This window comes from Enterobacter asburiae (genome assembly GCF_001521715.1).
Lineage (GTDB): Bacteria > Pseudomonadota > Gammaproteobacteria > Enterobacterales > Enterobacteriaceae > Enterobacter > Enterobacter asburiae.
In genome coordinates, this window is sequence record NZ_CP011863.1 from 2,789,786 (window position 1) to 2,811,554 (window position 21,769).

The 21,769-nt window shown below is 56.0% G+C and carries 19 protein-coding genes; 3 read left to right on the forward strand and 16 right to left on the reverse strand.

Features of this window, described 5'->3' with window-relative positions; genetic code table 11:
- Positions 1–84 precede the first annotated feature (84 nt).
- The 3 genes from coaE to yacG are packed head-to-tail and all read left to right on the forward strand — an operon-like array spanning position 85 to position 1,652.
- Positions 85–705 (forward strand): dephospho-CoA kinase, encoded by a 621-nt coding sequence (gene coaE, locus ACJ69_RS13515; RefSeq protein WP_054829517.1) that lies wholly within the window; start codon positions 85–87, stop codon positions 703–705.
- Positions 705–1,448 carry a cell division protein ZapD gene (gene zapD / locus ACJ69_RS13520; protein WP_029741233.1) on the forward strand — a complete coding sequence of 248 codons (744 nt, stop codon included), beginning with the start codon at positions 705–707 and terminating at the stop codon, positions 1,446–1,448. Before coaE ends, zapD begins: the two co-directional genes overlap by 1 nt.
- 9 nt (positions 1,449–1,457) lie before the next feature.
- On the forward strand, positions 1,458–1,652 hold the full coding sequence (gene yacG, locus ACJ69_RS13525; RefSeq protein WP_023310404.1) for a DNA gyrase inhibitor YacG: 195 nt from the start codon (positions 1,458–1,460) through the stop codon (positions 1,650–1,652).
- A gap of 34 nt (positions 1,653–1,686) precedes the next feature.
- Here yacG and mutT read toward each other — a convergent pair whose 3' ends face one another.
- The 16 genes from mutT to ACJ69_RS13605 all read right to left on the reverse strand — a co-directional run bounded on the left by mutT (position 1,687) and on the right by ACJ69_RS13605 (position 21,755).
- Complete coding sequence (gene mutT, locus ACJ69_RS13530) at positions 1,687–2,079, reverse strand: 8-oxo-dGTP diphosphatase MutT (protein ID WP_023310403.1); 393 nt, start codon at positions 2,077–2,079, stop codon at positions 1,687–1,689.
- A 57-nt stretch (positions 2,080–2,136) separates the two neighbouring features.
- Positions 2,137–4,842 (reverse strand): preprotein translocase subunit SecA, encoded by a 2,706-nt coding sequence (gene secA / locus ACJ69_RS13535; protein ID WP_023310402.1) that lies wholly within the window; start codon positions 4,840–4,842, stop codon positions 2,137–2,139.
- 58 nt (positions 4,843–4,900) lie between these two features.
- Entirely contained in the window at positions 4,901–5,404 is a 504-nt protein-coding gene (secM, locus tag ACJ69_RS13540) for a secA translation cis-regulator SecM (protein WP_167347078.1), read from the reverse strand.
- Between the two features lie 279 nt (positions 5,405–5,683).
- Complete coding sequence (gene lpxC / locus ACJ69_RS13545) at positions 5,684–6,601, reverse strand: UDP-3-O-acyl-N-acetylglucosamine deacetylase (protein ID WP_008501977.1); 918 nt, start codon at positions 6,599–6,601, stop codon at positions 5,684–5,686.
- A 101-nt stretch (positions 6,602–6,702) separates the two neighbouring features.
- Positions 6,703–7,854 (reverse strand): cell division protein FtsZ, encoded by a 1,152-nt coding sequence (ftsZ, locus tag ACJ69_RS13550; protein ID WP_008501978.1) that lies wholly within the window; start codon positions 7,852–7,854, stop codon positions 6,703–6,705.
- A gap of 63 nt (positions 7,855–7,917) precedes the next feature.
- Positions 7,918–9,174 carry a cell division protein FtsA gene (gene ftsA / locus ACJ69_RS13555; RefSeq protein ID WP_023334508.1) on the reverse strand — a complete coding sequence of 419 codons (1,257 nt, stop codon included), beginning with the start codon at positions 9,172–9,174 and terminating at the stop codon, positions 7,918–7,920.
- Complete coding sequence (ftsQ, locus tag ACJ69_RS13560; protein WP_023310399.1) at positions 9,171–10,013, reverse strand: cell division protein FtsQ; 843 nt, start codon at positions 10,011–10,013, stop codon at positions 9,171–9,173. The genes ftsA and ftsQ overlap by 4 nt, the downstream gene beginning before the upstream one ends.
- A gap of 1 nt (position 10,014) precedes the next feature.
- Positions 10,015–10,935, reverse strand: coding sequence for a D-alanine--D-alanine ligase (locus ACJ69_RS13565; protein ID WP_029741229.1), 921 nt, complete (start codon positions 10,933–10,935; stop codon positions 10,015–10,017).
- Positions 10,928–12,403, reverse strand: coding sequence for a UDP-N-acetylmuramate--L-alanine ligase (gene murC / locus ACJ69_RS13570; protein WP_059347183.1), 1,476 nt, complete (start codon positions 12,401–12,403; stop codon positions 10,928–10,930). Before murC ends, ACJ69_RS13565 begins: the two co-directional genes overlap by 8 nt.
- A 56-nt stretch (positions 12,404–12,459) precedes the next feature.
- A complete protein-coding gene (gene murG / locus ACJ69_RS13575; RefSeq protein ID WP_059347184.1) occupies positions 12,460–13,524 on the reverse strand; it encodes an undecaprenyldiphospho-muramoylpentapeptide beta-N-acetylglucosaminyltransferase in 1,065 nt (354 codons plus the stop codon).
- Entirely contained in the window at positions 13,521–14,765 is a 1,245-nt protein-coding gene (gene ftsW / locus ACJ69_RS13580; RefSeq protein ID WP_023310395.1) for a cell division protein FtsW, read from the reverse strand. Before ftsW ends, murG begins: the two co-directional genes overlap by 4 nt.
- Positions 14,765–16,081 carry a UDP-N-acetylmuramoyl-L-alanine--D-glutamate ligase gene (gene murD, locus ACJ69_RS13585; protein WP_059347185.1) on the reverse strand — a complete coding sequence of 439 codons (1,317 nt, stop codon included), beginning with the start codon at positions 16,079–16,081 and terminating at the stop codon, positions 14,765–14,767. The genes ftsW and murD overlap by 1 nt, the downstream gene beginning before the upstream one ends.
- A 2-nt stretch (positions 16,082–16,083) precedes the next feature.
- Positions 16,084–17,166, reverse strand: coding sequence for a phospho-N-acetylmuramoyl-pentapeptide-transferase (gene mraY / locus ACJ69_RS13590; RefSeq protein WP_008501985.1), 1,083 nt, complete (start codon positions 17,164–17,166; stop codon positions 16,084–16,086).
- Positions 17,160–18,518: a UDP-N-acetylmuramoyl-tripeptide--D-alanyl-D-alanine ligase gene (gene murF, locus ACJ69_RS13595; RefSeq protein WP_054829516.1), complete on the reverse strand. Its 1,359-nt coding sequence runs from the start codon at positions 18,516–18,518 to the stop codon at positions 17,160–17,162. Before murF ends, mraY begins: the two co-directional genes overlap by 7 nt.
- The gene (gene murE / locus ACJ69_RS13600; RefSeq protein WP_023334501.1) at positions 18,515–20,002 is read right to left on the reverse strand and encodes a UDP-N-acetylmuramoyl-L-alanyl-D-glutamate--2,6-diaminopimelate ligase; all 1,488 of its coding nucleotides are present in this window, start codon (positions 20,000–20,002) and stop codon (positions 18,515–18,517) included. Before murE ends, murF begins: the two co-directional genes overlap by 4 nt.
- Entirely contained in the window at positions 19,989–21,755 is a 1,767-nt protein-coding gene (locus ACJ69_RS13605) for a peptidoglycan glycosyltransferase FtsI (RefSeq protein WP_029741225.1), read from the reverse strand. The genes murE and ACJ69_RS13605 overlap by 14 nt, the downstream gene beginning before the upstream one ends.
- Between the last annotated feature and the right edge of the window lie 14 nt (positions 21,756–21,769).

Sequence of the window (21,769 nt, forward strand, 5' to 3'; positions counted from 1 at the left end):
GAAACAGGACCAAACAGTTGCTGGCGCACCTAAGAGTTTTAATCAACTGATTTTAATAATGAATAATTCCCAGGATTTGAATTAATGGGGTATATCGTCGCATTAACCGGCGGCATCGGTAGTGGCAAAAGTACCGTTGCGGACGCGTTCTCTCGTTTGGGTATCACGATTATTGATGCCGATATCATTGCCCGCCAGGTGGTAGAGCCCAATACACCCGCGCTAAAGGTCATCGCAGAACATTTTGGTCAGGCAGTCATCAATGCCGATGGCACACTGAATCGCCGTCAGCTTCGCGAATGCATTTTTTCTGATTCTGCGGAAAAAACCTGGCTTAATGCCCTGCTCCACCCCATCATCCACCAGGAAACTCAACGTCAGATAGCCGCAGCCCGCTCGCCCTATGTCCTGTGGGTGGTTCCGCTACTGGTTGAAAATCAGCTGCAGAAGAAAGCCGATCGTGTGCTGGTGATTGATGTCGCACCCGAAACGCAAATCCAGAGAACCATGGCGCGCGATCGCGTCTCGCGGGAGCATGCTGAACAAATTCTTGCCGCTCAGGCTACGCGCGCTCAGCGCCTTGCCGTGGCGGATGATGTTATTGATAATAACGGCGCACCAGATGCCATTGCATCGGATGTTGCCCGTCTGCACGCGCAGTATCTGACGTTCGCCGCGCAGGCCGTTGCACAGGAAAAACCATAATGTCGACACACATCCTTTTTGAGCATCCGCTCAACGAAAAAATGCGCACCTGGCTGCGCATCGAATTTCTTATTCAACAACTTTCACAACATCTGCCTGTTAACGATCATGCCACGGCGCTGCACTTCTTCCGCAACGTGGGCGATCTGCTGGATGTGATTGAACGCGGCGATGTCCGTACAGAATTACTCAAAGAGCTGGAGCGCCAGCAGCGTAAATTGCAGGCATGGACAGAAGTTCCCGGCGTAGATCAGAGCCGTATCGACGCGCTCCGCCAGCAGTTGAAAAGCAGTAGCACCGTCCTGATGGCCGCGCCGCGCGTCGGGCAGTTTTTGCGTGAAGACCGCCTGATTGGCCTGGTGCGCCAGCGTCTGAGCATTCCTGGCGGCTGCTGCAGCTTCGACCTGCCGACGCTGCATATGTGGCTACATATGCCACAGGCGCAGCGTGACGCACAGGTGAACAGCTGGCTGGCAAGCCTGGAGCCAATGCACCAGACGCTGTCGCTGATCCTCGATCTGATCCGTAACTCTGCGCCGTTCCGCAAGCAAACCAGCCTGAATGGTTTCTTCCAGGATAACGGTGATGATGCCGATCTTCTGCGTCTCAACCTGTCTCTTGGCGAACAGCTTTACCCACAGATTTCCGGGCATAAGAGCCGCTTTGCGATTCGCTTTATGCCGCTGGACAGTGAAAATGGCACCGTGCCGGAACGTCTCGATTTTGAACTGGCCTGTTGTTAAGGAGTGCCGATGTCTGATGTCACCACCGTAAGCTGCCCAACCTGTGGCAAAACCGTTGTCTGGGGCGAAGTGAGTCCGTTCCGCCCATTCTGCTGCAAACGCTGTCAGCTTATTGACCTGGGCGAATGGGCGGCGGAAGAGAAACGCATTCCAAGCGAAGGCGATCTATCGGACAGCGATGACTGGAGTGAAACCCAGCAGTAATCTGTAAAGCCTGCTGGCGCTTCGCTCAGCAGGCCTACGGTTGTGCGACTAACCGCAGGATCACGGGCTCATTAGCCGGTGGGAATTTTTCGGCATCACTTGCCTGAAGTTCCACCCAGTTACCCGGCTGTCCCTCTTTTCCCCAGGGTTCACCCTCCCAGTTTTCCACCAGCCAGAACCACAGCGTGATGTGCCTGTCCGGGAACTGGTATTCAAGCTTATCAAACAGCGTTGCGCCAAGCGGGGTGATCCCCACCTCTTCCTGAAGCTCCCGAACCAGCGCCTCTTCCGGCGTTTCTCCTGACTCGATTTTACCGCCCGGAAACTCCCACTTGTTCGCCATATGGGCGTCGGCAGCGCGCTGGGTGATAAAGATTTGGTTTTGCGGGTTGCGAATAATCCCGACGGCAATTTGCAGTATTTTCATATTGTCACTTCCATAAAAAAGGCGCAGAAATCTGCGCCTTTTTGTTTTTTTATGAACTCAGCTCAGACGGCCGTGGCACGCCTTGTACTTTTTACCGGAACCACACGGGCACGGATCGTTACGACCCACTTTACGATCGCCGGTCTGTGCGGCGATCGCCGCTGCGGCTTCGCTGTCGTCGGTCTGATGACTCAGCTGCTGCATTTGTGCCAGACGCTCGGCTTCTTCACGACGCTGCTGCTCCATCGCTTCCACTTCTTCCGGCATACGCACCTGAACCTTGCTCAGGGTGCTGATCACTTCGTACTTCAGTGACTCCAGCATAGAGGCAAACATGGAGAAGGATTCACGCTTGTATTCCTGCTTCGGATCTTTCTGCGCATAGCCACGCAGGTGAATACCCTGACGCAGGTAGTCCATCGCCGCCAGGTGCTCTTTCCACAGGGAGTCCAGCGTCTGCAACATCACGCCTTTTTCGAAGTGACGCATCATTTCAGCGCCAACAACCTCTTCCTTACGCTTGTAGACGTCCAGCGCGGTTTCAAAGATACGTTCACGCAGGGTCTCTTCGTGCAGCTCAGGCTCTTTATCCAGCCACTCTTTGATTGGCAGATCGAGGTCAAAGTCATTTTTCAGACGTTCCTGCAGGCCTTCGATATCCCACATCTCTTCCAGAGACTGCGGTGGAATATGCGCGTCGATGGTGGCTTTAAACACATCTTCACGAATGCTGTTGATGGTTTCGCTCACGTCGGACACGTCCAGCAGTTCGTTACGCTGGGTGTAGATCGCACGACGCTGATCGTTAGCCACATCATCATATTCCAGCAGCTGCTTACGAATATCAAAGTTGCGGCTTTCCACTTTACGCTGTGCGTTAGCGATCGCTTTAGTCACCCACGGGTGCTCAATGGCTTCGCCTGGTTTCATCCCCAGCTTACGCATCATGCCGGACACGCGGTCGGAGGCGAAAATACGCATCAGCGCATCTTCCATAGACAGGTAGAAGCGGGATGAACCGGCATCACCCTGACGACCCGCACGGCCACGCAGCTGGTTATCGATACGACGAGATTCATGACGCTCTGTACCGATGATGTGCAGACCGCCGGAAGCCAGAACGGCGTCATGACGAACCTGCCAGTCGGCTTTGATCTGGGCAATCTGTTCTGGCGTTGGGTTTTCCAGCTCCGCCACTTCAGCCTGCCAGCTACCGCCCAGCATAATATCGGTACCACGACCCGCCATGTTGGTGGCGATGGTCACGGCAGCGGGATAACCCGCCTGCGCAACAATGTCCGCTTCTTTTGCGTGGAATTTAGCGTTCAGAACGTTGTGTTTGATACCCGCTTTAGTCAGCTCGTGAGAAACCACTTCGGATTTCTCGATGGAGATGGTCCCCACCAGAACCGGCTGACCATTCGCAGTACGGTCGCGAATATCTTCGATGATCGCCTGAATTTTTTCCGCTTCGGTCATGTACACCAGGTCCGGCATATCCTTACGGATCATTGGACGGTTGGTTGGAACGACCACGGTATCCAGCTTGTAGATGGAGCTGAATTCAAACGCTTCGGTATCAGCAGTACCGGTCATCCCCGCCAGCTTCTCGTACAGACGGAAGTAGTTCTGGAAGGTGATAGACGCCAGCGTCTGGTTTTCATTCTGAATATCCACACCTTCTTTGGCTTCCACAGCCTGGTGCAGACCGTCAGACCAGCGACGTCCCTGCATGGTACGGCCGGTGTGTTCATCGACGATGATCACTTCGCCATCTTTAACGATGTAATCGACGTCGCGGGTGAACAGCGCGTGGGCGCGCAGTGCGGCGGTCACGTGGTGCATCAGCATGATGTTGCTTGGGGAGTACAGGGACTCGCCCTCTTCCATGATGCCTTCAGCCACCAGCAGTTCTTCAATTTTCACCAGACCACGTTCGGTCAGGTTCACCTGGCGCGCTTTTTCATCTACGGAGAAGTGGCCTTCACCCTGGAAGGTATCCGAGTCCTCTTTCTCCTGACGCAGCAGGTGTGGAATGATTTTGTCGACTTTACGGTACATCTCGGAGCTGTCTTCAGCCGGGCCGGAGATGATCAGCGGGGTACGCGCTTCATCGATCAGGATGGAGTCCACCTCATCCACCAGCGCATAGTGCAGTTTACGCTGTACGCGCTCTTCCGGGCTGAACGCCATGTTGTCACGCAGGTAGTCGAAGCCGTATTCGTTGTTGGTGCCGTAGGTGATGTCCGCGTTATACGCTTCGCGCTTGGCTGGCGCAGGTAGGCCGGACATGTTGATACCGACGGTCATACCGAGGAATTCGAACAGTGGGCGGTTGTTTTCGGCGTCACGCTGCGCCAGATAGTCGTTGACGGTAACGACGTGAACGCCTTTACCGGTCAGCGCGTTCAGGTAAGCCGGCAGCGTTGCGGTCAGGGTTTTACCTTCACCGGTACGCATTTCCGCGATGCAGCGCTCGTTGAGCACCATACCACCCAGTAGCTGGACGTCGAAGTGACGCATGCCGAATACGCGCTTACTCGCTTCGCGCACGACAGCAAACGCTTCCGGGATCAGGCTTTCTAAGGTTTCACCTTTTTCCAGACGCGCGCGGAATTCCGCCGTTTTCGCTTTCAACTCGTCATCAGAGAGCTTCTCCATCGCCGGTTCCATACCGTTGATGACGGCAACAGCTTTACGCATACGGCGCAGGGTACGATCGTTACGACTACCAAAAACTTTAGTTAACAATTTGATTAGCATAATAAATTCTCAAACGCCCCAGTGTGGGCAGATAAATTAAGGTATTGAAAAAGTTAATTTAGCTGAGGCGTTGCGGCCCGGCGCGAATGCCGTGGGCCTGGCTAATCCAGGTTGAAACAGAGAATGAAATCGGTGAAACCAACGCACGCGGCGTTGTCTGACGAACCATGACCGGCGGCTGGCTGTCCTGCGTAAGCAGCGCGTTGAGCGTGTCCAGCAGGGCAAGATGCTGAGCCTGCACCGGCAGCGTCTCTTCCGCAACAGGCATGGCCTGCGGCGCCATCGCGAAGGACAGATGGCGGATAACCGTGCGGATAGCGTGCTGGTGCCAGTAATCGACGGAGAAGTTTGGGCGGCGGTTGGCTTCAAGCCACGCAAGGTTAGTGAAGTTAACCCGCGTGTTGAGATCGTGTTTGGTGGTGGAGGTTTTTGCGGGCGTCGCCGCTTCGGCACTGTTGCTGAGCGCAGGCAAGCCGAAACTCGCCGCGACCATCCCTAATAAGAGATGCGGCCAGAAGTAACGTCTGCCAAATTGTCGCCAGCGCGTCAGTATTCCGCTCACCTGCTCCACCCAATAAGCCAGCCTTGCAGAGGCTGAGTTCAGTTATTCTTTTTAGCGCCCAGATAGTACCACTAAAGCCAATATACATCAGCAGGAATGAGGTGCCGCCGCGGGTAAAAACGGTCAAGAATGCAGCTAACGCACACATTTTCTGCGTAAGACAGACGAGAGATAATGCTGGGGCAAACGAAGAGGGGTAAAAATAAAAACGACTGGTCTTCCTGGTCGGAGAGAGTACCAGGTTAACCAGTCGAGTTTTTTACGAAACGGTTTGAACCGTTACGCCAGAACCATGCTTGGTGCTTTGAAAGCCAGCGGCAGTTCAGCTTCGTCTTCGAAGGTCACATATTCCCAGGCTTCCTGTTTTGCCAGGACGGCCTGCAACAGTTTGTTGTTCAGCGCATGACCGGATTTGAACGCGGTAAATGCACCAATGATGTTGTGACCACACATGAACAGGTCGCCGATAGCATCCAGCATTTTGTGACGAACGAATTCATCTTCGAAACGCAAGCCGTCTTCGTTCAGTACGCGATAATCGTCAACAACGATGGCACAATCGAAGCTGCCGCCCAGGCACAGGCCGCGGGACTGCAGATATTCGATATCACGCATGAAGCCAAATGTACGGGCTCGGCTGATCTGGCGCATAAACGCATCAGCAGAGAAGTTCATCGCATAGCGTTGGGTGCTGGAATCAATCGCCGGATGGTTAAAGTCGATGGTAAAGTCCAACGAGAAACCATTGTACGGTTTGAATTCAGCCCACTTGTCGCCATCTTCGACGCGAACGGTCTCTTTGATGCGTACAAATTTCTTCGCGCAGTTCAGTTCTTCGATGCCGGCATCCAGCAACAGATAGACGAACGGTGCAGCACTGCCATCCATAATCGGGATTTCTGGCGCATCGACTTCAACAATAATGTTGTCGATACCCAGACCCGCCAGGGCGGCGTTCAGGTGCTCTACGGTAGAAATCCGCACGTCATGCTCGTTCACCAGACAAGTACAGAGCATAGTATCACGCACAGATTTGGCATCGGCCGGAAAATCTACCGGTGGATTCAAGTCGGTGCGACGATAGATGACCCCGGTATTGGCCGGCGCAGGGCGTAACGTCAGCGTGACTTTCTTGCCGGTATGTAAACCGACACCAGTCGCCTGAACGATACGTTTAAGTGTCCTTTGTTTGATCATCGTATAATCTCGCCAAATTAACTATCCAACCGAGAGTGTATATCACTAACGGTGGGCCAGTTTAGCACAAAGAGCGCAAATCCCCTAATTCCAGCCAATTCTTAGTCAGCTTGCTTACGCAGGAACGCCGGGATATCCAGATAATCTGGCTCTTTCGCCGTTTGCGGCGTTGGGTCGTTCACCACTTTTGCGGCCGGTTTCTGCTCCTGAGTCAGAGGAGACATACCGTGCTGCTGGTAACGATCCATTACCGGTTGCTGAGTCTGCTTGTTGGTCACCAGGGTGATCTCAGGACGCTTGTCCATACCGATACCGGTCGCAACTACCGTCACACGCAGCTCGTCGTTCATTTCAGGGTCAAGGGAAGTACCGATTACCACGGTAGCGTTGTCAGAGGCGAACGCACGGATAGTGTTACCCACGGTTTCGAACTCATCCAGACGCAGGTCAAAGCCAGCGGTAATGTTGACCAGCACGCCGCGCGCACCAGACAGATCGATATCTTCCAGCAGTGGAGAAGAGATAGCCATTTCAGCCGCTTCTTCTGCACGGTCTTCACCGCTGGCAACGCCAGAGCCCATCATCGCGTAGCCCATTTCGGACATCACGGTGCGAACGTCTGCAAAGTCAACGTTCATTAGGCCAGGACGGGTAATCAGTTCAGCGATACCCTGAACCGCGCCTTTCAGCACGTCGTTTGCTGCACCGAATGCGTCCAGCAGGGAGATACCGCGACCCAGAACTTTCAACAGCTTGTCGTTCGGGATGGTGATCAGCGAGTCCACATGCTTGGACAGCTCGGTGATACCCTGCTCCGCGAAGGCCATACGCTTCTTGCCTTCAAAGTTGAAAGGCTTGGTCACGACAGCAACGGTCAGGATACCTAAATCTTTTGCCACTTCAGCCACAACAGGTGCTGCGCCGGTACCGGTACCGCCACCCATACCTGCTGCGATGAAGACCATGTCCGCACCTTCCAGTGCAGCGCGCAGCGCTTCACGATCTTCTTCAGCCGCATTGCGACCGACTTCCGGGTTAGCCCCTGCACCCAGCCCTTTGGTGATACCACCGCCGATCTGGATAGTCTGGCCTACAGCCGTCTTACGCAGTGCCTGCGCATCGGTGTTAACTGCGAAAAATTCAACACCTTCAATGCGTTCACGCACCATATGCTCTACGGCGTTACCGCCGCCGCCACCGACGCCGATGACTTTAATCACCGCGTCGTTGGTCAGTTCCATAGGTTCAAACATAATTTCTCTCTCCGTTGTGCCTGTCGCCCGAGACCGCTAATTCTCTCCGGTCTCTTAAAAAAATTAAAACTCTTTTCGCAACCAGTTGTTCAGTCGTTTGACCCACGACCCCACTGAGACGCGTTTTTCCACTTCTGCTTCACCACTGAGATGAGATTCCTTCCCGTAGTGGAGCAGGCCCACAGCCGTTGAATAATACGGCTCCTGAGCATAATCCGTTAAACCGGTGATATTCAGCGGCGCACCAATACGCACCTGCGTATGGAATACGCGCTGAGCACAGGCCGCAAGACCTTCAATTTGCGCTGCACCGCCGGTTAATACAATCCCCGCCGCAAGATGATGTTTAACGCCCTGCTGACGAAGCTGTTCCTGTAGCTGTAAAATCTCTTCGTTGACCAGGTTGAGCAGCTCGGTATAGCGCGGCTCAATCACCTCTGCCAACGTCTGGCGCTGCAGGCTACGCGGTGGACGACCACCGACGCTCGGCACTTCAACGCTCTCATCTTTGCCAACGATAGATCCCAGCGCACAGCCGTGTCGCACTTTAATCGCTTCTGCATCGCTCGGCGGCGTACCAAAAGCGTAAGCAATATCGCTGGTCACAACGTTCCCGGCATAAGGGATCACTTTCGTGTGGCGCAACGCACCGCCGGTATACACGGCGATGTCCATTGTACCACCACCAATATCGACCACACAGACACCCAGTTCACGTTCATCTTCGGTCAGTACGGAATAACTTGCCGCCAGACCGGCGAAAATAAGTTGGTCAACTTTCAGGCCACAACGTTCAACGGCTTTTACAATGTTCTTCGCCATATCGTTGTGACATGTGATCAGGTGCACTTTTGCCTGCATACGCACGCCAGAAAGACCGACCGGGTTCTTGATCCCTTCCTGATAGTCAATCGCATATTCCTGCGGAATGACATGCAGCACGCGATGCTCGTCGCGGACACGCACGGATTTCGCCGTGTGCACGACGTTTTCAACGTCTTCCTGCGTCACTTCTTCTTCGGAAATCGGCACCATACCGATTTCGTTCTGGCAGCTAATGTGCTTGCCAGAAAGGGCCAGATAGACAGAAGAAATCTGGCAATCTGCCATCAATTCAGCCTGATCGATGGCGCGCTGAACGCATTTCACCACCGATTCAAGATCGTTTACCCCACCTTTATCCATACCACGGGACGGGCAACTGCCTACGCCAATGATATTGACCATACCGTCGGGCAGAACTTCCCCTACTAAAGCGGCAACCTTCGCGGTGCCAATCTCCAGTCCAACTACCAGTTTTCTGTCCGTCGCCTTGATCATTGTTGTTCTGCCTGTACCTGTGCCTGATTCTGTTGCTGATTAGGTTCCTCGACCGGAGCCGGTACCCAACCGACTGCTGCGCCTGAGTCATAGCGCAAATCAACGTAGCTTATCCGTTTGCCGTCAGTCTGTGCCTGCTGCTGTAAAACCGGGTAAAGTTCGACAAAACGCGCCAGACGCTTCATTGTGTCGCCGCGTCCCAGGTTGAGCTTAATGCCGTTCGTTAACGTCAGCTGCCAGGAACGGCGCGCCGTCATGGCTGCATCTTTTAACGTAAACCTGTCCTTCGCCAGCACCTGACCCATTTCACGAAAACCCTGTAATACTTCGTTTTCGCTACCTTCCGGGCCATACAACATCGGTAAATTTTGCTTGTTGACACGATCGGCCGGGACGCTGAAGGAATTTCCGTCTGCGTCAACCATGTGCTGATCATTCCAACGCGCAATGGGCACATATTCAACCAGATGAATCTTCAATTCATCAGGCCATTGCTTTCTTACGCTCGCCTGTTTTATCCATGGCAGACGTTCTATCTGGCTCTGGATAATATTGACGTCCTGCGTCATAAAGGTTCCAGGCGAGCCCAGCGCCAGTATTGACTGGCGAATATCGTCGTTACGCGTGTAGTGACGCTCACCGGTGACCACCAGCTTAGAAAGCGGCAACCGCTGCGCATCTTCCATCCAGCCCAGGACCATCCAGCCGCTGATAAACACGGTGCACAGCACCCCCAGCAGGAAAATGATGCCTGCAAGACGCGTTCCATTACTGCGGCGTGAAGAGGCGTATTCGTCCTCGTCATCGCGGTTGCGCGTGTTCAATGCAGCCTGAGACATATCAGCCCGCCTGGTCCAGAATGCGTACGACTAACTGCGAGAAACTCATCCCCGCCTGGCGCGCGGCCATCGGCACAAGGCTGTGGCTGGTCATTCCCGGAGAGGTATTCGCTTCCAGCAGATAAAACTGTCCGTCACTGTCCTGCATCACGTCGATGCGTCCCCAGCCCTGACAACCGAGAACATGCCAGGCTTTAAGCACCAGGGACTGTAAATCTGCTTCACGCTCAGCTTCAAGACCACAAGGGCAGAAATATTGCGTCTCATCAGAGAGATACTTCGCCTCATAATCATAGAAGGTTCCGGCCGGTTGGATACGGATTGACGGTAAAATTTCTTCGCCAAGCATCGCGACGGTAAATTCCGGCCCGCTGAGCCATTTTTCAATCAGAACTTCTTCATCATGTTGAAATGCCAGTGCTAAAGCGGACGAAAGATCTTCAGCTTTGTCGACTTTGGACATTCCCACGCTGGAACCTTCCCGGCTGGGCTTTACAATAACCGGTAAGCCCAGTTCAGCAATGCGTGTATTAACGCTATCCGGCAGGCCCAATTCAAATTCGCGACGCGTCAGTGCTACCCATGGCGCAACGGGCAACCCCGCGCCCTGCCACAGAAGCTTGCTGCGCAGTTTATCCATAGAGATAGCGGAGGCCATCACGCCGCTGCCGGTGTACGGCATGCCGATCAAATCCAGAAGCCCCTGCAGGGTGCCGTCTTCACCGCCGCGACCATGCAATGCGATAAAGACTTTATCGAAGCCCATGGCTTTTAATTGCGTCACGTCGACCTCTTTTGGGTCAACCAGGTGCGCATTGACGCCACCTTCGCGCAGGCCCGCCAGCACGGCCGCGCCGGAATTCAGGGAAACCTCGCGCTCGGCGGAGGTGCCGCCAGACAGGACAGCAATCTTATCAGCCATGATGCTCATCCTCCTGGGTTTGCGGCTTCAGTTTGATTTCAGCTAAGGTACGGGCGATTTTGCCGATATTTCCCGCGCCCTGAATCAGAATCAAATCATTACCTGTCAGGACCGGTGCCAGAATTTCCGCCACCTGTGCAGGGTCAGAAACCAGAATAGGGTCAACTTTACCGCGTCCACGGATGGTACGACACAGGGAACGGCTGTCAGCACCCGGAATCGGCGTCTCGCCTGCGGCGTACACGTCCAGCATTAACAGGGTGTCTACCTGTGACAGGACGCTGGCGAAATCGTCGTACAGATCGCGCGTACGCGTGAAGCGGTGCGGCTGGAAGATCATCACCAGATTTTTGTCAGGCCAGCCTGCACGCGCGGCTTTAATGGTGGCGTCCACTTCGGTCGGATGGTGGCCGTAGTCGTCCACCAGCATCGCTGTGCCGGCTTTACCGTTAACGGCGTCCAGCGTGAATTCGCCAAGGAAGTCGAAGCGACGACCGGTGCCCTGGAAGCTTTCCAGCGCGCGCAGAATCGCATCATCATCAATGCCTTCTTCCGTCGCGACGGCCACTGCCGCTGCGGCGTTGAGGGCATTATGGCGCCCTGGCGCATTCAGCGTGACGTGCAGCAGCTCTTTGTCCTGACGCGCCAGGGTGAAATGCCCCTGCGCACCAATCTGTTTGTACTCTTCCACGCGGACGTCAGCGTCTTCGCTGAAGCCGTAAGTGGTGATTTGACGACCCACGCGCGGCAGCAGCTCGCGGATCACCGGATCGTCTACGCACATCACCGCGCGTCCATAGAACGGCAGGTTGTGCAGGAAGTTGATGAAGGTCTGCTTTAAGTTCTCGAAGTCGCCCTGGTAGGTATCCATATGGTCAGCTTCGATGTTAGTGACAATCGCCACCATCGGCTGCAGGTGCAGGAACGACGCGTCGCTCTCATCCGCTTCGGCAATCAGATAACGACTGTGGCCCAGACGCGCATGTACGCCCGCTGCTTTGACCAGACCGCCGTTGACGAACGTCGGGTCGAGACCCGCTTCCGCATAAATACTGGAGACCATCGCCGTGGTCGTGGTTTTACCGTGGGTCCCGGCAATGGCGATGCCGTGACGGAAACGCATCAGTTCCGCCAGCATTTCTGCACGGCGGATCACCGGAATGCGCGCTTCATGCGCGGCAACGATTTCCGGGTTGTCAGAGGAGATAGCGCTCGAGACCACCACCACGCTCGCATCGCGCACGTTTTCCGGGCGATGGTTGAAATAGATAGTCGCCCCAAGCGACGCCAGCTGCTGCGTTACAGGGTTTGGCGCCAGGTCAGACCCGCTGATCTGATAGCCTTCGTTAGCTAACACTTCGGCAATACCGCCCATGCCAGCACCACCGATGCCAACAAAGTGAATGTGCCGGACGCGACGCATCTCGGGCACGATTGAACGCAGTTTTGCCAGTTGTTGTGTATTCATTCTCTAAACGCCATCGACTACTTAAAATTCGTGCAGCGCAACACGCGCTGCGAGGGTTAAGCCTGGGCTGCCAGGCTCACTTCTTTTGCCACCCGTACCGTCGCATCAGGGATAGCGGCCGCGCGCGCGCGTTGCGCCATCTCCAGCAGTGCGTCTCTGTTCCAGCCCGCCAGGGTGGTGGCGACCGCGTCGGCGGTAAATTGTGGCTGTTCAAATATCTTCGCGGCTCCGGCTTTCTCAAGCGGCAGCGCATTCCAGTACTGCTGTCTGTCTTTGTGCTGGAACGGCACAAACAGGGCCGGCAGACCCGCGGCGGCAATCTCGCTCACCGTCAGCGCGCCTGAACGACAAACCACGACATCGGCCCAGGCATACGCTGCCGCCATGTCGTCGATAAACTCTGTAACTTTATGCTGCGGCTGGCCTTCGTCTGCGTAAGCTTGCTCAACGGTCTGCTGAGCGCCTTTTCCGCTCTGGTGCCAGATCGTCACGGTACCCCCCAGCTTTGCGGCAACCTGCGGCATCGTCTGGTTTAAAATGCGTGCGCCCTGAGAGCCGCCGACGACCAGTACACGAACCGGCCCTTCACGGCCCGTCAGGCGAGCATCCGGCAGCGGCAGCGCCAGCACGTCCACACGCACCGGGTTACCCACCACGTCCGCTTTCGGGAACGCGCCGGGAAACGCCTGCATAACTTTGGTAGCGATTTTCGCCAGCCACTTGTTGGTCAGTCCGGCAATACCGTTCTGTTCATGCAGCACAACGGGAATGCCTAACGACCACGCCGCCAGCCCGCCAGGACCCGAGACATAGCCGCCCATGCCCAGCACCACATCGGGCTTAAAGCGCTTCATGATGGTGCGCGCCTGACGCCAGGCGTTAAAAATACGCACCGGTGCCAGCAGCATTGCCTTGAGGCCCTTGCCCCGAAGGCCGGAAATACGAATAAAGTCGATCTCGATACCGTGCTTCGGCACCAGGTCGGCCTCCATGCGGTCTGCGGTTCCCAGCCAGCGTACCTGCCAGCCCTGATCCATTAAATGGTGCGCAACCGCCAGTCCCGGGAACACGTGTCCACCGGTACCGCCTGCCATCACCATTAACCGCTTCGGTTGATTCATCGTGAACCTCGTGTAAACGCCTGGGCTTTTTCCAGACGCGTTTCATAATCTATGCGCAACAAAAACATGATGGCCGTCGACATAATCAACAGACTGGAACCACCATAACTGATCAACGGCAACGTCAGACCTTTGGTCGGCAGCATACCCGCTGCGGCCCCGACGTTAACCAATGCCTGGAAGCTAAACCAGATACCAATTGAGCAGGCTAAGAATCCTGAGAAGCGGTGATCGATCTCCAGCGCTTTCCGGCCGATGGACATGGCGCGGAAAGCGACGAAGAATACCATTAATAGCGCTAATACCACACCGATATAACCCAGTTCTTCCGCAATAATGGAGAAGATGAAGTCAGTATGCGCTTCCGGTAAATACTCCAGTTTCTGTACCGAGTTACCCAGCCCCTGCCCCCAGACTTCACCGCGACCAAAGGCCATCAGCGACTGCGTCAGCTGATAACCGCTGCCGAACGGATCTTCCCACGGGTTCCAGAACGAGGTCACACGTCGAATACGGTAAGGCTCGGCGAGGATAAGCAGCACAACCGCCGAAATACCCATCCCGATGATAGCGATGAACTGCCACAGCTTCGCGCCCGCCAGGAACAGCATGGCCAGAGTAGTAACGAACAGCACGACAACGGTACCGAGGTCAGGCTGCGCCAGCAGTAATACCGCCAGCACCAGAATCACGCCCATCGGTTTTAAGAAGCCGCGCAGGTTGTTACGCACTTCATCAACCTTACGCACCAGGTAGTTAGCCAGGTAGCAGAACAGGGAAAGCTTGGTAAATTCCGCAGGCTGAATGCGCAGAGGGCCAAAGGCGATCCAGCGCGATGCCCCGTTAACAGAGCTCCCCACCACCAGTACGATCAGCAGCATAATAATCGAGGCGATCAGCATCGCCGTACTGTGCCGCTGCCAGAACTCCATCGGCAGACGCAAGGTCACCAGCGCCAGGCAGAACGCCAGGATGATGTAAAGACCATCACGCTTGGCAAACAGGAAAGGATCGTTCGCCAGACGCTGCCCGACGGGCATTGAGGCTGACGTCACCATAATGAAGCCGACCGCCGCCAGCCCCATCGTGAGCCAGAACAGCGTGCGATCGTACATGACCAGGCTGTCGTTATCTTTTTGACGAGAGCCCATCACCCAGCCTTTGAGCGCCGCAAACACCCATGCCAGGATCCCAAATCCTGGCAGGCGCGGCATTTTCAGGCGAGGGAGAGATAAACGCATTAGCCTAACTCCTTCGCCAGGCGGGTAAAGACATCACCACGCTGTTCGAAATTCTTGAATTGATCGAGGCTGGCACAGGCCGGAGAGAGCAGCACCATATCGCCTGGCTTCACGCGAGGAGCAATCAGCCGCATAGCCTGTTCCATGGTTTCGGTTTGCTCGGCAACCTCAGGGCGCAGTTCAGCCAGCTCGCTGCCGTCACGGCCGAAGCAGTACAGGCGGATGTTATCTCCGGCGAGATACGGCTTCAGGGAGGAGAAATCAGCTGATTTACCGTCGCCGCCCAGCAGCAAATGCAGGGTGCCGTCAACGTGCAGACCGTTGAGCGCGGCCTCGGTGCTGCCCACGTTGGTGGCTTTGGAGTCGTTGATCCAGCGCACGCCGTTGTGCTCCAGCGCCAGCTGGAAACGGTGCGCGAGACCAGAAAACGTGGTTAACGCTTTCAGGCTGGAGGAGCGCGGCAGCCCTACTGCATCCGCCAGCGCCAGCGCCGCCAGGGCATTGGTATAGTTGTGCTGACCTGAGAGCTTCATCTCTTTCACGTTCAGCACTTTCTCACCTTTCACGCGCAGCCAGGTTTCGCCCAGCTGACGGTTCAGGTGGTAATCCCCCATCGTGATACCGAAGCTAATACAGCGATCGTCTGCACCGCGTACGGGCATGGTCAGCGCGTCATCGGCGTTTACAACGCATACTTTGGCATTTTCATAAACGCGGAGCTTGGCGGCACGGTACTGCTGTAGACCAAATGGATACCTGTCCATATGATCTTCAGTCACGTTGAGGATCGTCGCAGCCGCAGCATGCAGGCTGGAGGTGGTTTCCAGCTGGAAGCTGGAAAGCTCGAGAACATACAGCTCGCAGCCTTTGTCCAGCAGCATCAGAGCAGGTAAACCAATATTACCGCCAACGCCGACGTTCATTCCCGCCGCTTTCGCCATTTCACCCACCAGGGTGGTGACGGTGCTTTTACCGTTAGAACCGGTAATGGCGATAACGGGTGCCTGCGCTTCGCGGCAGAACAGCTCGATATCGCCGACAATCTCAACGCCCGCATCCGCGGCAGCGCTCAGCGAGGGGTGCGCCAGCGCCATACCCGGGCTGGCGACAATCAGATCGGCTGCCAGCAGCCAGTCATCATTCAGACCACCAAGGTGGCGTTCAACCTGTTCCGGCAGTTTGTCCAGACCCGGCGGAGAGACACGCGTATCCATCACGCGTGGCGTCACGCTGCGTGCGAGGAAAAAGTCCACGCAGGAGAGCCCCGTGAGGCCCAACCCGATGATAACGACTTTTTTGCCCTGGTAATCTGCCATGATTAACGTACCTTCAGCGTTGCCAGGCCAATCAGCACCAGCATCAGCGAAATAATCCAGAAGCGCACAATCACGCGCGGCTCCGGCCAGCCTTTCAGTTCATAGTGGTGGTGAATCGGCGCCATACGGAAGATGCGCTGACCGCGCAGCTTGAAGGAACCGACCTGCAAAATCACCGATAGGGTTTCAACCACAAACACGCCGCCCATGATCACCAGCAGGAACTCCTGACGCAGCAGTACGGCGATAATGCCGAGCGCACCGCCCAAAGCCAGAGAACCGACGTCCCCCATAAAGACCTGCGCCGGATAGGTGTTGAACCACAGGAAGCCCAGCCCCGCGCCGACAATCGCCGTACAGACGATCACCAGTTCACCCGCGTGGCGCAGATAAGGGATGTGCAGGTAATTTGCAAAGTTCATGTTACCGGTCGCCCACGCCACCAGCGCAAAACCGGCAGCCACAAAGACGGTTGGCATAATCGCCAGACCATCCAGACCGTCGGTCAGGTTAACGGCGTTGCCGGTACCGACAATCACAAAGTAGGCCAGCAGGATGTAGAACAGCCCCAGCTGTGGCATTACGTCCTTAAAGAACGGCACGACCAGCTCGGTGGCTGGCGTATCTTTCCCGGCCAGATACAGCGCGAAGGCCACGCCCAGCGCGATCACCGACATCCAGAAATATTTCCAGCGCGCGATCAGGCCCTTAGTATCTTTGCGGACGACTTTGCGGTAATCATCAACAAAACCGATGATCCCGTAACCCACCAGTACCGTCAGAACGCACCAGACGTACGGGTTGGAGGGATACGCCCACAGCAGCACGGAAACGACGATGGCGGTCAGGATCATGATCCCGCCCATCGTCGGCGTGCCGCGCTTGCTGAAGTGCGATTCCGGACCGTCGTTACGCACAACCTGGCCGAAAGAGAGTTTTTGCAGACGGGCAATCATGCGCGGGCCCATCCACAACGAGATGAACAGCGCAGTCAGCAGGCTGACGATGGCGCGAAACGTCAGATACGAAAAGACGTTAAAGCCTGAATAATATTTGACCAAATGTTCGGCCAGCCAAACTAACATGTCCCGTTCTCCTGTAATGCGTGCACAACCTCTTCCATGGCGGCACTACGTGAACCTTTCACTAACACAGTCACAATTTGTTTTTCTGTAATCAACGCCTTAAGGCGCGCTATCAACGCGGTTTTATCAGCAAAATGCTCGCCTACGCCGCTGGCATGGCTAATCGCCTGGCTCAGTTTTCCTGCGCTCAGCACGCAGTCCAGCCCCGCCGCTTTCGCCGCTTCACCGACCTGCGTATGGCAGGCTTCGCTTTCGTCGCCCAGCTCTGCCATATCGCCAACCACCATGATGCGGTAGCCCGGCATTTCAGATAAAACCTGCACCGCCGCCGTCATTGAGCCAACGTTCGCGTTGTAGGAATCATCCAGCAGCAGCTTGTTTTCCGAAAGCTGAATCGGGAAAAGACGTCCCGGCACGGCTTTTAGGTTCGCCAGCCCGGTTTTAATCGCTTCATGCGACGCGCCCACCGCCGTCGACAGCGCCGCCGCCGCAAGCGCATTGGCGATGTTATGGCGACCCGGCAGCGGCAGCAGCACATCAACGCCACCCGTTGGGGTGGTGAGGGTGAACTCCGTACCGTGCGACGTCACGTGGATATTGGTCGCGGTAAAATCACTGTTGGCCGCATTCGGCGAGAAGCGCCAGGTTTTACGTGAACCGATGATGCTTTGCCAGTTCAGCCAGTCGTTGTTATCGGCATTCAGAATGGCGATGCCGTCATCCGGCAGGCCGGTGTAAATCTCACCTTTGGCTTTCGCCACGCCTTCCAGCGAACCAAAACCTTCCAGATGCGCCGCCGCGAGGTTATTAACCAGCGCGGCTTCCGGGCGAGTCAGGCTCACGGTCCAGGCGATTTCGCCCTGGTGGTTTGCCCCTAACTCGATCACCGCAAATTCATGTTCTTTGGTCAGGCGGAGTAATGTCATCGGCACGCCGATGTCATTATTGAGGTTGCCCGCGGTATAAAGCGTATTCCCGCACTGGCTGAGGATCGCCGCCGTCATCTCTTTCACCGACGTCTTGCCTGATGATCCGGTCAAGGCGACAACGCGAGTAGGGACCTGCTGACGAACCCAGGCGGCCAGCTCACCGAACGCAAGACGCGTATCTTTCACCACAATTTGTGGCAGATTGATATCGAGCCTGCGGCTGACGAGCAGCGCACTGGCACCGTTCTCTTTGGCCTGTTCTGCGAAATCATGCGCGTCAAAACGCTCGCCTTTCAGCGCCACAAACAGACAGCCTGCGGTGATTTTGCGGGTGTCCGTCGTTACGGCATCAATGGTCAGGTCTTGCCCGTGCAGGTCGCCCTGCAGAATAGCAGCGGCCTGGCTTAACGTGATGCTAATCATGCCACGACTCCCAGCAGGCGTGCTGCCGTTACGCGGTCCGAGTAGTCCAGACGGCGATTGCCAACGATCTGATAATCTTCATGGCCTTTACCCGCCAGCAGGACAACATCATTCTCCCGCGCCTGCATGATGGTGTTGGTCACGGCTTCCGCACGGCCTTCCACCACGCGAGCACGGCCCGCGTCCAGCATGCCCGCCAGAATGTCATTGATGATGGCGCGCGGCTCTTCGGTACGCGGGTTGTCATCGGTCACAACTGGAATATCTGCGAACTGCTCGGCAATAGCCCCCATCAGCGGGCGTTTGCCTTTATCGCGATCGCCGCCGCAGCCAAACACGCACCAGAGCTTCCCTGTGCAGTGCAGGCGCGCCGCTTCCAGCGCTTTTTCCAGCGCATCCGGCGTGTGGGCATAATCAACCACAACGGTCGGCTTGCCCGGCGCGCTGAACACTTCCATACGGCCGCATACAGGCTGCAGACGCGCTGAGGTTTTCAGCAGTTCAGCCATCGGATAACCCAGCGCCAGCAGCGTTGCCAGGGCCAGCAGCAGGTTGCTGACGTTAAACGCGCCCATCAGGCGGCTTTCAATTTCACCTTCACCCCAGGAAGAGGCAAAGCGGATTGTCGCCCCGCTGTCGTGATAATTCACCTCAACCGCCTTCAGCCAGCGGCCGTGGCAGTTCGGATTGATATGGTCTTCCATCGACACCGCAACCGCATCCGGCAGCTTCGCCAGCCAGCGGCGGCCCACTTCGTCGTCGGCGTTGATGATGGCTTGTCCGTAATGGTGAGTAGAGAACAGCAGCCATTTCGCGGCTTCGTAATGCTCCATATCACCGTGATAATCAAGATGATCGCGGCTCAGGTTGGTAAACACGGAAGCAGCAAATTTCAGCGCCGCGACGCGGTGCTGAACCAGACCGTGCGAAGAGACTTCCATCGCAGCAAAGGTTGCCCCCTGCCCTGCCAGACCGGCAAGCACATGCTGTACGTCTACCGCCGAGCCGGTAGTGTTTTCCGTCGGGCTCACTTTGCCCAGCAGGCCGTTACCCACGGTACCCATCACCGCACCGGTTTCACCCAGCAGCTGGGCCCACTGCGCCATCAGTTGAGTGGTAGTGGTTTTACCGTTGGTACCCGTCACGCCAACCAGACGCAGCTGGTCGGAAGGTTCGTGATAAAAACGTCCCGCCAGCGCGGAAAGACGCTCGTTCAACTGGCTGAGATAGATAACCGGCACACCGTGCATTTCACGGATCTCACCGTCGGTTGCCTCATCTTTCGCCTCAGCAATAATGGCAGCCACACCTTGCGCAATCGCCTGCGGGATATAACGACGCCCGTCCGCCTGATGACCGACCACCGCCACAAAAAGATCGCCAGAAGCAGCCACGCGGCTGTCCAGTACCATCTCTCGCAGTGCTCGCTCCGGTGCATTTGGCACCCACGGAGCGAGAAGGTCGCGCAAATTACGATCTGCCACCTGTACCCTCGCCTTGATTAATTACAAATTCACTTTTTTCGCCCGTCGCCAGCGCATCCGGTTCAATGTTCATGGTGCGTAACACGCCGCCCATGATAGCCCCGAACACAGGCGCGGAGACGGCGCCGCCGTAGTATTTACCCGCCTGTGGATCGTTTATCACGACCACCAGCGCAAAACGCGGATTGCTTGCAGGCGCAACGCCTGCGGTATAGGCAATGTATTTGTTGATATAGCGGCCGTCCGGCCCTACTTTTTTCGCCGTACCGGTCTTGATGGCGATGCGATAACCTTTGATTGCCGCCTTCACGCCGCCGCCGCCTGGCAGCGCTACGCTTTCCATCATATGAACAACAGTACGGACGGTTGATTCCGGGAAGATACGCTCGCCGGGAACCGGTGGATCAACTTTGGTAATCGACAGCGGACGATAAACGCCATAGCTGCCGATCGTTGCGTAGACTCGCGCTAACTGTAACGGTGTCACCATTAGCCCGTAGCCGAAAGAGAAGGTGGCCCTCTCTATGTCAGACCACCGTTGTTTTTGAGGATATAAGCCACTGCGTTCTCCGACCAACCCCAAATTGGTCGCCTTTCCAAGCCCAAAACGTGAGTAAGTCTCTACTAACGCTGAGGACGGCATCGCTAACGCCAGCTTTGAAACACCGACGTTACTCGACTTCTGTAACACCCCGGTCAGGGTCAATTCGCTGTAGCGCGCCACGTCTTTGATTTCGTGGCCGTTAATTCGGTATGGAATGGTATTCAGTACGGTGTTTTCATTGACGATACCGCGCTGAAGTGCAGTCATGACCACCATCGGCTTAACGGTCGAACCCGGTTCGAACACGTCGGTGATGGTACGGTTACGCATAACATCCTTCTGCGTACCGGTGAGATTGTTAGGGTTGTAGGAAGGGCTATTGGCCATCGCCAACACTTCACCCGTGTTGACGTCGACTAACACGGCACTGCCCGATTCCGCTTTGTTGAAGGCCACGGCATTGTTCAGCTCGCGGTAAACCAGCGCCTGTAACCGCTCATCGATACTCAGTGCAAGGTTGTGCGCGGCCTGGCTGTCCGTTGAGGAAATATCCTCGATCACGCGACCATAGCGGTCTTTACGCACAATGCGCTCGCCGGGCTGGCCGGTGAGCCATTTATCAAAGCTTTTTTCAACGCCTTCAATCCCCTGGCTATCGACGTTAGTAAAGCCAATGAGGTGAGCGGTTACTTCGCCGGAAGGATAGTAACGACGAGATTCTTCACGCAGATGGATCCCCGGCAGCTTCAATTTTTTGATGTAGTCCGCCATATCAGGGTTCACCTGACGCGCCAGATAGATAAAACGCCCTCTCGGGTTCGTATTCACGCGTGAAGCTAACTGGTCCAGCGGCATCTTCAGCGCGTCCGCAAGCGCCTTCCAGCGGTTATCAAGCGTGATACCGCCAGCGTCGTGCAGCTCTTTAGGATCGGCCCAGATCGCCTTCACCGGCACGCTCACGGCCAGCGGACGACCCGAACGGTCGGTGATCATCCCGCGGGATGTCGACACTTCCTGGACGCGCAGGGAGCGCATGTCGCCCTGGCGCACCAGCATGTCAGGGGCGACGATTTGCAGCCAGGCCACGCGTCCCAGCAGAAAACCCAGAGCGAGTAAGATGCAGCCGCAAAGCAACGCAAAACGCCAACTGATAAAGTTGGCCTGTTCTTCCTGACGTTTTGGTTTTAGCGTTTTTGCCGCTGCTTTCATGCGTCGCGTTTTCC

Bases quoted from the DNA above. Each gene is read 5' to 3' on its own strand.
- ACJ69_RS13605 (WP_029741225.1), bottom strand. From the start codon at position 21,755: ATGAAAGCAGCGGCAAAAACGCTAAAACCAAAACGTCAGGAAGAACAG.
- ftsW (WP_023310395.1), bottom strand. From the start codon at position 14,765: ATGCGTTTATCTCTCCCTCGCCTGAAAATGCCGCGCCTGCCAGGATTT.
- murC (WP_059347183.1), bottom strand. From the start codon at position 12,403: ATGAATACACAACAACTGGCAAAACTGCGTTCAATCGTGCCCGAGATG.
- lpxC (WP_008501977.1), bottom strand. From the start codon at position 6,601: ATGATCAAACAAAGGACACTTAAACGTATCGTTCAGGCGACTGGTGTC.
- ftsQ (WP_023310399.1), bottom strand. From the start codon at position 10,013: ATGTCTCAGGCTGCATTGAACACGCGCAACCGCGATGACGAGGACGAA.
- murF (WP_054829516.1), bottom strand. From the start codon at position 18,518: ATGATTAGCATCACGTTAAGCCAGGCCGCTGCTATTCTGCAGGGCGAC.
- ACJ69_RS13565 (WP_029741229.1), bottom strand. From the start codon at position 10,935: ATGGCTGATAAGATTGCTGTCCTGTCTGGCGGCACCTCCGCCGAGCGC.
- zapD (WP_029741233.1), top strand. From the start codon at position 705: ATGTCGACACACATCCTTTTTGAGCATCCGCTCAACGAAAAAATGCGC.
- mutT (WP_023310403.1), bottom strand. From the start codon at position 2,079: ATGAAAATACTGCAAATTGCCGTCGGGATTATTCGCAACCCGCAAAAC.
- ftsZ (WP_008501978.1), bottom strand. From the start codon at position 7,854: ATGTTTGAACCTATGGAACTGACCAACGACGCGGTGATTAAAGTCATC.
- ftsA (WP_023334508.1), bottom strand. From the start codon at position 9,174: ATGATCAAGGCGACGGACAGAAAACTGGTAGTTGGACTGGAGATTGGC.
- murG (WP_059347184.1), bottom strand. From the start codon at position 13,524: ATGAATCAACCGAAGCGGTTAATGGTGATGGCAGGCGGTACCGGTGGA.
- mraY (WP_008501985.1), bottom strand. From the start codon at position 17,166: ATGTTAGTTTGGCTGGCCGAACATTTGGTCAAATATTATTCAGGCTTT.
- yacG (WP_023310404.1), top strand. From the start codon at position 1,458: ATGTCTGATGTCACCACCGTAAGCTGCCCAACCTGTGGCAAAACCGTT.
- murD (WP_059347185.1), bottom strand. From the start codon at position 16,081: ATGGCAGATTACCAGGGCAAAAAAGTCGTTATCATCGGGTTGGGCCTC.
- coaE (WP_054829517.1), top strand. From the start codon at position 85: ATGGGGTATATCGTCGCATTAACCGGCGGCATCGGTAGTGGCAAAAGT.
- secA (WP_023310402.1), bottom strand. From the start codon at position 4,842: ATGCTAATCAAATTGTTAACTAAAGTTTTTGGTAGTCGTAACGATCGT.